Raw genomic sequence first — 14,378 nt, 5'->3', positions numbered from 1 at the left:
GACCGGGAAACTTCCGCTAAAAATAAATGCTGTTCTCTAAAAATTCTAAAACTCGTGCGGATTTAATATTGTTGCTTCGGCTCGATGTTTGTGCCGCACTCAGACAGTAGAATTTTCTTAACCTTCACAGCATTTATTTTTTTAACGCTCCATTTTCCTATGTCGGCTTTAAGAGTACTTTGGCCTTTTAACAACATTTCAATTATCTAAATTTCAAGCAATAAAAAAATCTGTGTTATCTGCTCACTTTGCGAGGGAAAATTTAGTAGCTTTTCTTTTGTCTTGAAACAAAAGAAACAAAAATTCAAGACAGGAAAACTTCCGCTAAAAATAAATGCTGTTCTCTAAAAATTCTAAAACTCGTGCGGATTCAATATTGTTACTTCGGCTCGATGTTTGTGCCGCACTCAAACAGTAGAATTTTCTTAACGTTCACAGCATTTATTTTTTTAACGCTCCATTTTCCTATGTCGGTTAAATAGTGTTTTATAAACACTTTTGAAAATATTTGAGATTATCTAAATTTCAAGCGATAAAAAAATCTGCGTTATCTGCAAAATCTGCGGGAGAAAAATTAGTATTTAAGTTTTCTTGCATAAAAAAACCTTGTCTGCGACAAGGTTTTTTATTTTTATTAGAATTGCATTTCAGGAATTTCTCCTTCAATGATCAGATCTGCCTCTGTTGATTGTATAATATGTTCTACTGAAACCCCCGGCGCTCTTTCCACCAGTTTAAAACCGGCTGGTGTAACGTCAAGTACGGCTAATTCTGTCACTACTCTTTTTACACAGTTAACTCCTGTAAGCGGAAGGGTACATTTTTTAAGGATTTTGCTTTCCCCAGCTTTATTTACGTGCATCATAGCAACGATAATATTTTCTGCGGAAGCTACAAGATCCATGGCACCTCCCATTCCTTTCACCATTTTCCCTGGAATTTTCCAGTTCGCAATATCTCCGTTCTCTGAAACTTCCATTGCTCCAAGGATAGTGAGATCCACTTTCTGGCCCCGGATCATCCCGAAACTGAATGCAGAATCGAAAAACGAGCCTCCGGGAAGAATGGTAATGGTCTGTTTTCCGGCATTGATGATATCTGCATCTTCTTCTCCTTCGAAAGGGAAAGGCCCCATTCCGAGAACTCCGTTTTCACTCTGGAATTCTACGGAAATACCTTCCGGAACATAGTTGGCAACCAAAGTAGGGATTCCGATTCCCAGGTTTACATAATAACGGTCTTTGAGTTCTTTTGAAATTCTTTTGGCAATTTGTTCTTTTGTAAGCATAGTAAAAACTTAGACTGCAATTTAATTCTTTTCACTTGAATACAAAAGGTCTTTATTATTCAAAATTATTAATACCATAAGTCAAAATAATATCTCTAATTTTGCAGCATTATTTATTAAAATGAAAATACTTTTAAGATACCTTAAGCCCTACAAATGGTTAATTGTCATTTCTTTATTACTGGCAGCCATTAATCAGGTTTTTTCTTTGTTTGCCCCGGCCATTACCGGTAATATACTGGATCAGCTGGTAACGCATCCTAATTTTTTTGACAAGGAAAAGCTTTTACCAAGGAACCTGAACGAATATTTATATGGAAGCGAAGTCTATCACGGCGCTTTTTATTTTTTAGGATTACTGATCGGAACAGCAATGGTGAGCAGAATTGCCAAAGCTTTCCAGGATTATGCGGTAAGTGTGATTACTCAAAAATTCGGTGCTAAAATCTTTACAGACGGTTTAAAGCATTCAATGGCGTTGCCTTATCAGGAATTTGAAGATCAAAGGAGTGGAGAAACCCTGTCTATTTTAACGAAAGTAAGAGAGGATTCTGTAAAATTCATCAATAACTTCATCAATATTTTCTTTGGAATTCTGGTGAGTATTATTTTCGTTTCTGTATATGCTATCCGCCTACATTGGTCAATCATGCCGGTGTATATCTGCGGAATTTTCCTGATTGCATTTGTTACTAATTTACTGAGTAAAAGGATCAAGGTCATTCAGAAAAATATTGTTTCGGAAACCACTGCTTTAGCGGGAAGTACTACGGAAAGCTTGAGAAATATTGAAATTGTAAAGAGTTTGGGATTAACCAATCAGGAAGTGATCCGTCTGAACAATAATACGTACAAGATTCTCGGTCTTGAGCTCAGAAAGGTCAAAAGCATTCGTTCTTTAAGTTTTATCCAGGGAACGATGGTGAATTTCCTTCAACAGTTGATTACCCTGACTCTTTTGTATTTAATTTTTAAAAACATTGTAACTCCGGGACAATACCTGTCTCTGATGTTTTACGGGTTCTTTATTTTCGGGCCTATGCAGGAAATCGGGAATATCATTATCTCTTACCGTGAAGCTGAAGCTTCTCTGCAGAATTTTGACCGTTTAATGAAAAAAGATGTGGAAGAAAAACCGTCTCATCCAAAACAGATCGGAGCTATTGAAGAGCTGGAATTCAAGCATGTTTCTTTTAAGCATCAGTCTGCTCAGTATAAAGCTTTAAATAATATCTCTTTTGATGTTAAAAACGGAGAGACTATCGCTTTTGTCGGGCCAAGCGGTTCCGGGAAAAGTACTCTGGTAAAATTATTGGTGGGGCTTTACAGGCCTCAGGAAGGAAGCATTTTTTACAATACCATCAATGGAAAAGAATTTGATTTTGATGAACTGAGAAACCAGATCGGTTTTGTAACGCAGGATACACAACTTTTTGCAGGAACCATCAAAGAGAATCTTCTTTTTGTAAATCCGAATGCTACGGAATCTGAACTGGCAATTGCTTTAGAGAAATCAAGCTGTACAGCCTTATTGGAAAGAGCGGAAAAAGGCATCGAAACAGTGATTGGTGAAGGTGGTCTGAAACTGAGCGGCGGGGAGAAACAAAGAATTGCCATTGCAAGAGCACTTTTAAGAAGGCCACATTTACTGATTTTTGATGAAGCAACTTCTGCATTGGACAGTATTACAGAAGAAGAAATCACTTCTACTATAAAAAGCATTTCGAAAGAAAGAGAACAAATTACAGTTCTGATTGCGCACCGTTTAAGTACGATCATGCATGCCGACAGAATTTATGTTCTTGAACGCGGACAGGTAATAGAAATGGGCTCTCATGATAGTTTAATTGCTGAAAAAGGATTATATTATGCCATGTGGCGACAACAGATCGGGGAAAGAAAAATGCTCAACCCGCAAGCATAAAAATAAAGCGCTGAAAATAATTTCAGCGCTTTTTTATTATTATGATCAGGAATTATTCTTTACTCCTAACGGTTCTCTGCTCTATTCTTTTTTCAAATTTTTCACCCTGAAATATTCTCTGGATCATGATTCCCGGAATATGAACCTGGTTGGGATCTAATTCTCCCGGTTCTACCAGTTCTTCTACCTCGGCAATGGTAATTTTTGCAGCACCTGCCATAGGATGATTAAAATTCCTTGCAGACCCTTTAAAAATAAGGTTTCCGGCATGGTCTCCTTTCCATGCTTTCACAATCGAAAAGTCTGCTTTGTAAGCATGTTCCAGAATGTGAGGTTTTCCGTCGAAATCTTTTACTTCTTTACCTTCGGCGATTTCTGTTCCGTATCCTGCCGGAGTATAAAAGGCAGGTATTCCAGCCTGCGCCGCTCTGCATTTTTCTGCTAAAGTTCCTTGTGGAGTAAGCTCAACATCTAATTCTCCCGAAAGCATCTGTCTTTCAAATTCTGCATTTTCGCCTACATAGGAAGAGATCATCTTCTTAATTTGTCTTTTATGGAGCAGTAATCCTAATCCAAAATCATCAACTCCGGCATTATTGGAAATACACGTTAAGTCTTTTACATCGCTTTCTACCAAAGCATTAATGGAATTTTCAGGGATACCGCAAAGACCGAATCCGCCCAGCATTAAAGTCATTCCGTCCTGAATGCCTTCTATAGCTTCCTTTGCACTTTTTACTCTTTTATCTATCATGAAATATTAGATTTTTCTGTCGGCTAAATTTAATCATTTTTCTCAAATTTACGATAATAAGGATTTTTCGGTTAAATATTCTGCTTTTTTGTTTTTAAAATATTCATCCGAGTTACTAAATCAAGTTCTTAAAACCTGCTCATTTTTTTCATATCCGTATTGCTAAATTGATTTATATTTGAAATCAATAAAATAAAACACAAATTCTATAGTAAGATCAATTAAAAATCATGAAAAAATTATTTATACCTGTACTTTTTGCAATGTTAGTCTTCATTACAGGACATGCACAGCAAAAAATCTACTTTGACAAGAACTGGGAGAAAACAACTCCTGATAAAATGGAATTTTATCGCGTAACCGAACCCAAAGGTAATCTCACTTTAATTAAAGACTATTATAAAAATGGAACCCTTCAGATGGAAGGTCTTGCCTCTGATACTAGTCCGGGTAACGAAATTTTTCAAGGAAGAGTTACTTGGTATACACCGGAGGGCAAAGTTGCTAATCTTATAGATTATCCGGAAGTTCATCCGTCCGGGCCTTCTAAGATTTTCGATAAAAAAGGAAGGCTTATTAATGATTTTATCTATAGTGCAAACGGTGATTACCGTGGAAAATCATATGAATATAAAGACTTGCAAAATAAATTGTATTACAATATAATTACGACCTATGAAAGTCCTTCCGTCTATAAGAAAGTGGTTTATGATGAAGATATCAAAGGAACTCGATACGAAATAAGTGTTGATCAGGAGGGAAATTCCAAGACAGAATATTATGGTGATAAAGGGAAATATATTGGAAACAATACTAATTTGGCAAAAGAATACGAAACTACGGACTCCATACAAGTAGGGTACTACCCTAATCCTATGAGGGTTTTTAAAATTCTAAAATATAAAAGTGATGGTACCATCAAGGAAGGTACTATTTTCAGAGAAAACGGAAAGATACTGCAGGAGGAGAAAAGAAATAAAAATGATGGCTATAAAATAACATATGATGATTCTGGGAAAAAAATCGGAACTCTGATCTATCAGACTGGCAAAAATTCTCATTTGCTAAAGCCTCAGGATGGTGAAGATTATGAATACAATATGGATTACACTCATATTTCTACTATCGATGTTTACAAAAACGGTTCAGTTGTACTTTGTAAATCTTTTGATGAAAACGGAAAATTAGCTACAGAAAAAACACTGAAAGACCAAGTCATTCAGGAAATGAAATTTTATAATGCGAATGGAAGCTTAAAATCAACCCTAACTTATAAAGATGATATACCTTATAATGGTATTTTGTATGATGACTACAGTGAATTAACTTATGCAGACGGCGTGGTTGTGCATTCTAAGTCTTTTAGTGATAATAGCAAATTAAAGTCAGAGAAAAAGCTCAATATAAAACAAAACACCTATGAATGCTCTGTTTATGATAAAAAAGGAGGCCTTATTTACACTTACATACAACCTAAGGAGAAAACTTTAGATTTTACGGCCGAAATTGTACAGTATATTAACGGTAAAGCTACTTATACATCCAGTGTAAAAAACGGTGTTCTTATCAGCGGAAAAGTTAAGCTTCAAGACGTGTCCGAGACAAAGGAGCTGGAACGCAGCGGAAAATGGATTTTATTAAAACTTTATGATGCTAAAGGAAAGCTTATTCAGGATTCAAAAATTCTGGCAAATGATATCACTCCGGATCCTCACGATTTTACTCCAACTACCATACGGGAAAATGCCTTGCTTGATGATTCTCTATAGAAGCCCTTTTCAAATAATATAAAAGCAGGAAATTGTATTTCCTGCTTTTCTTTTGTTTTTTATATTTTATTATTACTGTATAATCAGTTTCAAAGTAAATAATTTTCTTGAGTGAACTTTTACAAAATACACTCCTTTCGGAAGATTTTCATTCACCAGAGAGAAACGCTGGTTGTTGATGTTTTTGGATTCGTATAATAATTGTCCCGATGCTGAAACCAGTTCAATTTTTTCAATAGGATAATCACTTTTGATGAATGTAGGTTCGCCCGGTTTAGTAGGATTTGGGTATAGAATTACATTTTTCTCTGTACTTTTCACTTCTTCCGTTCCCAGCGTTCCGGCGATCACCTGAAATTCCTTTCTGTTGGATACTTCGGTATAAGAATCATTGGTAAACATGACCATATAGTAATTCCCCGGTGTTGCGGGAAGCGCTGTTCCCTGGATTGTTTTTGTCCCCTGGGTAACTCCATCAAAATAGGTATAGGAAACAAAATTATCGTCCGGAGTCTGGATACTCTGAGGATAAATTCCCAGCCAGTCTTTGATAATTCCCGGAGAATCTGTCCAGGAAGCAGTGATGTTTTCGCCCAACGTATAAACAGGCTTGTTGATCCATAGTTCTGTAACAATATCCCCTACTTTAAAGAATACTTTATCCCCGATTCCGGTATATCCGTCTTCAAGCAGGTACTGTGCATAGTAGTATCCTTTCGGAAGACCTGTAAAATTCAGTGTTCCTGAAGGCGTAGAAACATAGCTCCATTTAATAGACGGATTCGTTCCCGGCGTCTGTCCCATCTTATAAATTCCGATCCAGTCTTTTACCAGATTCGGTCCGTTGCTATAGTTAATAACTACTGTTCCTCCTACAGGATAAGTATCAGCTGTAGTCTGCAGTACTACTTTCGGGCCTACATAAAAGCTTTTTCTTGGGGTAATTTCTGTATAGCCGTTGTTTGCAAAAAATCCTGCAAAATACTGACCTTTATTGGAAAGACCATTCGGAAAAACAGCTGTTCCTGCCGTCTGGCCGTTTGTATAAAGAAAACCTTGGGAAGTTGTTGTTGCCGGTGTCTGCCCTTTCTTGTAAATCCCTACCCAATCCTGCTGATTTCCCGGCCCTCCGGTATAAGTGGCAGTTATCGCTTCATTTTGAGTATATTCAGTTTTATCTAATGCAAATGTAGGATTGGAAACGACACTTCCTGACACTTCAAACTGCTTTACATCACTCCAGTCACTCCACTCCAGGTTTCTGTCCCTGTAACGAACTTTTACGTAATAGATTCCGTTTGAGATAGAGTTCGCAGCAATGGTAGCTTTTGTAATATCAACTCCGGCATTTAAGTTTTTAGTTCTGTCCGGTGTTCCATTTCCATCTTTTCCGAACCAGTTTTCATAATCACGGTAAAATTCCTTTTCAATGACCGAAAAATTGGATGCTTTACTGATTAAAAACTGTGTTGTATTCAGCAATTCACCATTTGAAGAGGCAAATGCGCTTCCATCCAACGTCAAAGGTAAGGTTACCGGTGCAGAAAAAGTGTTGGTAACCGATGGTTTTGAAGGTTTTGGCTGATTTTTATACCTATGGAAAGTATCCACCAGCTCATTGTATTTTCTGTTATAAACTCCTCCTATGGAATAGCATTCAATATCTACTTTTCCGGTCTGTACATCTACTTCCACAATCTGGTAAGTCCAGTCTGTCAACGTTTTCTGCACATCATCAAAATCCTGCTCATTCGACATTCCCCAGTACTGGTCCCACGCTGTTCCTCCAGAAATAATCTGATAATTAGGGGTATCTTTCAGCTGGCCTCTATGGTATAAATGATGGTGGGCTCCAACGTGCATTAAATATTTATTTGAAGTTGTCAGTAACGGTACCGCATTGTTTCTCACCCATGTGGAAATATCTCCCACATACTGCTCTGCCTGGTATGGCCTGTGGCTCAGGGAAATAATCCAGTCTACCGTAGGATCTGCATTGGCTTCATTTAATATCTGTGAAAGCCATGTCTGCTGTGCAGTTCCCGTATGCTCTGAACTTAAACTTATAAACAGAACGTTTCCTGCCTGTTGGGCATAGTAGTTCTCATTTCCTGAGCTGATATTTTTGTATTTTATTTCATCGATATAGAAATGGGCGTAATAAGAATTCATCCCGAGAGTTCCGTAGGTTTCGTGATTTCCTACCGTTGTCTGGATAGGAAGATAAGGAGATAATTTGATGTTCTTTTTAAAGTGAACATTTTCATAATGATCCAATGTCCCCACATCCACTTGGTCCCCTACCATAAAGGTAAGTGCAACATTATCCGAAGGATCGGAATTTATCCCAAATTTCTGTTTCAGCTTTTTGTATGCATTTAAAGTCAGTGAATCATATCTCGGCTCTGCTTTAATCTGGTTGTCACCCATGATCAGGAAACGTATTTTACCATCTGCAGTAGCAGCCTGTCCCGGCAAAGGCAGAGTTCTGAAATTATAAATTGCTGACTCGCTGGTTCCTGTTTTTATTTTATAATAGTATTTTGTATTCGGTTGTAAGCTGGTGATTTTTGCGGTGTGATAATAATAGTTGTTATTATAGCCTGTATCGGAAAAAATATTGGTTGTTCCTGTAACGGTCACATTCAGACTGGTTGGAGATGTTCCGTAGATCACGGTTGTCTCATTGTTGGAGGCCGTTTTCCAATTGACAATCATTGAGTTCGGCGTCGGATTCTGCAGGTAAGGAAACAATGCCTGCCCGAATGCCATCTGGACGGCAAAACAGAAAAAGAAGAAATAATGTTTCATAATAGTTTACTTTTGATATAGTTTTATTTCGATTTGTAAATCAGATAATTATGAAAATAATTACTGATCTTTTCAATTTCGGGCAAAAGTATAGATCCTATATAAACTGTGCCTGATGGGAATTTGAAAGAACTGTTAAGTTTATGACTGATTCGGAATGAAAAAATTATAGTTTTTAGCACATTAATTATTTGGTGGAACCAAAAACTATTTTGTATATTTGCAGCCTGTTATTCAACCTCTGACGAAGAACGTGTAAGTTGCTTAGCTTTAACATTTTATTTTATTAAAAAATGGATTTATTAAAGTACGTACAAGATCAGTACATTACTAAAAAAGATTTCCCTGAATTCAAAGCAGGAGACACAATTACTGTGTATTACGAAATTAAAGAAGGACAGAAGACAAGAACTCAGTTCTTCAAAGGTACCGTTATCCAATTAAGAGGTACAGGAGCTACAAAAACATTTACCATCAGAAAAATGAGTGGTGATGTAGGTGTGGAAAGAGTATTCCCGATCAACATGCCTGCACTTCAGAAAATTGAAGTTGACAGAAGAGGTAGAGTTAGAAGATCTAGAATTTATTACTTCAGAGACCTTAGAGGTAAAAAAGCTAGAATCAAAGATGCTGCTTACAAGAAAAAGTAATTCAGACAACAATACATACAAAAAGAGACTATCTGAAGCAGATAGTCTCTTTTTATTTTATAAAACCTTAAAGTAATAAGCTGTTGTGAGTTTTTGACGCAAAGTTTAGTTACAGCAAAGCATATTTAAGGAAGCTAAGGAGGAATCAATTAACATTGATTCGATTAAGGAGGCGGACCATCTTACGTTTAAGTCATCCAAGCCTATTTAATAAAATCATATAACGCATTAAAAAACTTCGGATACACTTCTATATGCGGAAGATGCCCTACATTTTCAAGTTCCACCAGCTTTGAACCGGGAATCTCCTGCTGAGTCTTTTTTCCTAATTCCTGATATTGTCCCATTTTAGGCTGCATATCTTTAGGTGCTCTGTCCTTTCCTATTGCCGTTCTGTCCCTTGTTCCGATAATCAGAAGTGTGGGCGTTCTGATATTTCTAAATTCATAGCAGACAGGCTGATTGTAGATCATATCTGAAGTCAAAGCCGCATCCCAGGCCACCTGCGGATAATCTTTATGTAGGGTCCATCCTGCAATAAGATCCAGCCACGGCTGGTATTCTTCTTTCCATTTGTTATCATAGTAGAATTTTAGCTGATAGGCTTTATAGGTTTCAGCAGTATTTTTCAACTCGGACTGATACGCCTGGTCAATAGTCTGATAGGCAGCAAATGTTTTATAATCTTCCAGACCAATCGGATTCTCTAGAATCAACTTCTGAACCTTTTCAGGATAAAGAAGGGTAAATCTTGCAGCGACCATTCCTCCCATTGAATGTCCCAAGACTATTGTTTTATCAATCCCCAGCTTATCCAGTATCGCTTTTGTGTTTTCAGCAAGCTGGGAAAAAGAAAACTGATAGCTTTTAGGTTTTGAAGACTTTCCAAAGCCGATCTGATCAGGAATAATTACTCTGAATCCTTTATCCGAGAGGTCTTTTGCCGTCTTTTCCCAATAGGCCCCGTTAAAATTCTTTCCATGAAGAAGCATGATTGTTTTTCCATTGGGTTTCTGCGGCTGAACATCCATATAAGCCATTTTAAGTACATTGTCCTGCGACTTAAGATCGAGAAAATGAACTTCGTAAGGATATTTATATTCGGACAACATGGCATCCAGAGGTTTTATCTGTGAAAATAAAAAAGCCGGCGCCGCGACAAGCATAATACCTGATGTTATCTTTCTGAAATATTTCATATGACGTTTTATTTAAAGTAATAAAATTAAAAAAACCGCTTCAAAAGAAACGGTTTTACATTATAATGTTTAGTTAATTATTTAAGCAATTTCCACTACTTTCAGTTCCTTTTTGGATGGCAGATTCATTAAAACAATGGCAAAAAGAATCAGGGCAATCCCTATCCACTGCACCCATAAAACTTTTTCACCCAATAAAACAAAAGCCATGGTTACAGACACCGGAAGTTCCAGAGATGAAACAATACTTCCCAATCCAAGTCCTGCATTCGGGAAGCCTATATTAAACAAAATAGGTGGAATGATGGTTCCAAATAAGGCCAGCACAAATCCGTATGTCCAGAATATTGAGTAATTAAATGAATGGATATGTTCCGTATTCTCTGTAAAATTAAGGTATACTGATTTTAATCCCTCTGAATATAAAGGTCCGATCTGGGCAAAAAACAGGAATGCCATAACTACGACCGCTCCCCCGCAAAGCATAATAATACTTTTTCTGAACACAGGAAGATGTGTAGCCAGCGTATTGGATGTAAACATAGTCATTGTATAGGAAGCTGCAGCCATTAATCCCCAAAAAACGCCGTGCCAGTCGAGCTCAATATCCATGTTAATCAGATTTGTAGCTAATATAGTTCCTACAAGCACAATAATTACAGAAATTACTTTTCTCGCATTGGGTAATTTTTTTTCTTTTATACTTTCCACCACCACACTGAACCAAACGGACTGCATCAGCAGTACAATGGCTATAGAAACATTAATATACTGAACGGCAATATAATAGAAAAGACTGGTGCAACCTAAAGATGTTCCGGCAAGCAACAGCATTCTTACTTCTTTGGCGCTTGGCGACGAAAGTTTCTGCTTTGAGGTTATAGTCTGGATGAAATTCAGGATCAAAAGACCTACAAGCCCCAGTAAAAACTGTGAAGTAGTGACTTCTGATGTTGTAAAACCGTCATGATAAGCCATTTTCACAAATGTCGCCAGCATTCCGTATATGCTGGCCCCGATCCCTACGAATAAAACTCCCTTGAGTATATTTTTCTTCTTCATAATTTTTTTAACAGCCCGCAAAGTTACAACATAATAATTAAAATTACCGGAGACGTCAATATGATAGATAAATAAAATCGCCGCAAGCAAAGCTTGCGGCGACTCTCTGATAGAGATTATGTAAATTATTATTTCTTAACGATTACCTTGGAAGTAGCATCAATACCAAGGCCTTTAACTTTCACCATATAGGTTCCGTTTACCAGGTTACTTGTAGAAACTGCTTTTTTAGCATCCGGTGAAATTTTATCTTCCGAAGAAACCAGTTTTCCGGACATATCATAGATTTCCAGGCTCACTTTTCCGATAGTACTGCTTGGGAAGTTGATGAAGAATTCATCTTTAGCAGGATTCGGATAGATCGAAATCTTGTTTTTAACCGTTTTTACTTCATTCGTAGCCAATACACAATCGGCAGGAACAGTGAAGTCTTCAGTCTGATCATTGATATTTGTTTTGGAACCTGCATTTGCATTCACTCCCAAGCCTCTTTTAGCAAAAGTTCGCCAGATCATGCATCTGTCTGCTCCTTGTGTTGTAGCCTGATCTGCTGCAAGAATAGCATCTCGGCCATCAACAAAAGTAGGATAACATGGCTGTAGTTTCAAAGCATCTGTTACCAATTGAAGTACTTTCGAGCTTCCATTCGTAGTATTTGCAGTTACATCCGAAGAATATCCGTATTTAGCAACATATTGCCAGTGAAGATCCCAAAGCATGGTTGCCCATATAAACCCAATAGAGTGAACATCCGGAACAATCTGTCCGCTAGAATTTGTATATTCCATTCCATTGGTATCTGTGTATGTATAATCATTGATAGTAAAATCAGGAGAATATTTTGCAGGTCTGATTCCTCCTCCGCTAATTGGCTGCCCTACCGCATATGTCCCGGTACCTCTTGGAACAGAGGCATTATCTCCTGCCTTGTTTGTCAACATTATGGCAAAAAAGTCTGACCACCCTTCTCCCATCTGCTCTTTATCTGATGAAGAGTTAAGACACCCAACACTGGTTCCGGTAAGACGGGTAGAAATTCCATGTCCGTATTCATGAATTACAATGCCATTATCAAAGCTTCCATCTGGTGTTATAGCAGTAGCAGGATCATCTTTTAAGGTTACATTTACTGTTGTGCTGGCCAGCTGACTCTTAATATATTCTCCTTCGGCATTTGTAATTAGAACGGAAGGAATTGTAATGGTAGTATCATCTCCGGACATTCCACCAATAGTATTACCATTAAGAGTATTATTGTAAATAATAACAGCATTAGCTCCTGCATTCTGAGCATTTTTAACCTTCACAGTAAAATTACAGTTACCTCTTTCGACTAATCCGATTTTTCCGGTAAGCGAGCCTGCAGGTATAGCAGTACAACCATCTAATACGGACGATAATTGAACATTCCCAGTCACACCCGTAGCATTTAAAGGACTGCCAAATTGGGCAGTTCCTGCAGCCGGCTGTCGTGGTATAGCTGAGCTTGGTGCATTATAGAAGAATACTCTATTCACTGTACTCCACATAAACATTTGCATTCTTGGCTTAGATCCATCTGACGGCGTAGAGAAGTTTGCATTATTAGTTCCTCCGCCATCCTGTGCTTCGGCCTGTACATAATCGTTTCCTGTACCACCTAATCCAAAGTTTGTATTCTGAAAATTTTTGGCAGCCGGAGTAAAGCCGAACTTATAGAAAATATCGTGTACTTTATTGTTTACATAAAATAAGTTGGTAATCGATGCATTCTGATTACTGAACTGATCTGCATTAATACTAAAAGGATAATCAAAATTTCTGGAAGATCCAGCATCAGGAGATAATCCAGCAATATTTGCTGCTGCTGTGTCTTCATATGCATAAACATTATTACCTCTGGTAGTAGTATATCTTGTAGTACCGTCATAATGCCATCCTTCAGGAGATGCCTGAAGAGTCCATGGATTATTCACGATAGATCTTGATCCGAAAGTAGGTGCTTCAATAGGTAAAGGGAAAACATTATACGAAGCATTATCAGGCGTTAAGAAAGAAACTGCAGACTGCGAAGTTCTATTAAGAGGTCCCACGAATGCATTATGTGCATAAGAATGGTCATGAGAATATGCATCATTATGGAAATTGCAAGATAAATTTAAATCCTGCTTATGTAAGATTTCTCCATTAGAAGCATCAACAAGAATATTCCAGTAATTTGGAGAAGCTGGTTCCGGAACAGAAAATTCATAAGCCAGTTTCAGATTTCCAGCGTCTTCTACATAGACCAGTCTCTGCTTGGCAAATTTCCCATCTGCAGGATCAGCATCGCTAAAACCAAGAACAGGATAATTTTCAATTTGCAATTTCTCCAGATTCTGTGCAATTTTCTTTAAAGCAGCAGCTTTAGTTACAGAAGCGGCAGAAGGCGCAGCCGATTTATAATCTTTTAAAAAAGTATCTGTATAATAAATAATTTTATTATCTCTTACAAGCATTGTCCCTCCTGCATTGTACACAGGAAGTCCGTTAAATGTTTGTTGGAATTTTACAACATTTCCATTTAACGACTGTGATTCATCAACATTATCAATGATAAAGTTCGCAAGATCAGACTTCTTATATTCTCTAATCTTATTTTGAGAAATATAATCTTTAATTAATCTCTCATTATCTTGTCCAAAAACAATGGAAGGGAATATTGCAGATACTGCAAATAAAAGGGGTAAAGCTACTTTTTTCATATATATTAATAAAGTCGCTAATTTACAAATAATTCACAATTAATAAGATTTTTTAATTATTATTTTAAAAAATAAATTATTTCAATATAAAAACTCTCATTATAAGGATTTTTATCATTTCCGCAATAAGCCTTCAATAGGCTTTTTCATAGAAGATTATCTTAAAGACAGCTGAGTCAATTATTTATAAACATAAAC

Annotated in this window: 9 protein-coding genes; 3 read left to right on the top strand and 6 right to left on the bottom strand. The window is 37.1% G+C overall.

Going from position 1 to position 14,378, the window contains the following annotated elements; genetic code table 11:
- Positions 1–634: 634 nt before the first annotated feature.
- Positions 635–1,288 (bottom strand): CoA transferase subunit B, encoded by a 654-nt coding sequence (locus ACM40_RS14555; RefSeq protein ID WP_040995912.1) that lies wholly within the window; start codon positions 1,286–1,288, stop codon positions 635–637.
- A 121-nt stretch (positions 1,289–1,409) separates the two neighbouring features.
- On the opposite strand from ACM40_RS14555, the gene ACM40_RS14550 reads away from it, so the two are divergent.
- The gene (locus tag ACM40_RS14550; RefSeq protein WP_048503470.1) at positions 1,410–3,212 is read left to right on the top strand and encodes an ABC transporter ATP-binding protein; all 1,803 of its coding nucleotides are present in this window, start codon (positions 1,410–1,412) and stop codon (positions 3,210–3,212) included.
- A gap of 52 nt (positions 3,213–3,264) precedes the next feature.
- Here ACM40_RS14550 and ACM40_RS14545 read toward each other — a convergent pair whose 3' ends face one another.
- Positions 3,265–3,966 (bottom strand): CoA transferase subunit A, encoded by a 702-nt coding sequence (locus ACM40_RS14545; RefSeq protein WP_048503469.1) that lies wholly within the window; start codon positions 3,964–3,966, stop codon positions 3,265–3,267.
- A gap of 230 nt (positions 3,967–4,196) precedes the next feature.
- On the opposite strand from ACM40_RS14545, the gene ACM40_RS14540 reads away from it, so the two are divergent.
- Positions 4,197–5,735 (top strand): hypothetical protein, encoded by a 1,539-nt coding sequence (locus tag ACM40_RS14540; RefSeq protein ID WP_117614874.1) that lies wholly within the window; start codon positions 4,197–4,199, stop codon positions 5,733–5,735.
- Positions 5,736–5,807: 72 nt separating this feature from the next.
- Here the strand turns inward: ACM40_RS14540 and ACM40_RS14535 are convergent, their stop codons facing one another.
- Positions 5,808–8,546 (bottom strand): fibronectin type III domain-containing protein, encoded by a 2,739-nt coding sequence (locus tag ACM40_RS14535; protein WP_048503467.1) that lies wholly within the window; start codon positions 8,544–8,546, stop codon positions 5,808–5,810.
- 293 nt (positions 8,547–8,839) lie between these two features.
- On the opposite strand from ACM40_RS14535, the gene rplS reads away from it, so the two are divergent.
- Positions 8,840–9,196, top strand: a complete 357-nt coding sequence (rplS, locus tag ACM40_RS14530; RefSeq protein WP_034704964.1) for a 50S ribosomal protein L19 — start codon at positions 8,840–8,842, stop codon at positions 9,194–9,196.
- A gap of 203 nt (positions 9,197–9,399) precedes the next feature.
- On the opposite strand, the gene ACM40_RS14525 is transcribed toward rplS, so the two are convergent.
- The 3 genes from ACM40_RS14525 to ACM40_RS14515 all read right to left on the bottom strand — a co-directional run bounded on the left by ACM40_RS14525 (position 9,400) and on the right by ACM40_RS14515 (position 14,180).
- Complete coding sequence (locus tag ACM40_RS14525; protein WP_053077119.1) at positions 9,400–10,395, bottom strand: alpha/beta fold hydrolase; 996 nt, start codon at positions 10,393–10,395, stop codon at positions 9,400–9,402.
- A gap of 81 nt (positions 10,396–10,476) precedes the next feature.
- Positions 10,477–11,457, bottom strand: a complete 981-nt coding sequence (locus tag ACM40_RS14520) for an EamA family transporter (protein ID WP_048503466.1) — start codon at positions 11,455–11,457, stop codon at positions 10,477–10,479.
- Positions 11,458–11,585: 128 nt separating this feature from the next.
- Positions 11,586–14,180, bottom strand: a complete 2,595-nt coding sequence (locus ACM40_RS14515; protein ID WP_048503465.1) for a T9SS-dependent M36 family metallopeptidase — start codon at positions 14,178–14,180, stop codon at positions 11,586–11,588.
- Positions 14,181–14,378: the final 198 nt, after the last annotated feature.

Source organism: Chryseobacterium sp. BLS98, assembly GCF_001045445.1.
Taxonomy (GTDB): Bacteria; Bacteroidota; Bacteroidia; order Flavobacteriales; family Weeksellaceae; genus Chryseobacterium.
This window is presented reverse-complemented; position numbering and strand designations above follow the sequence as displayed.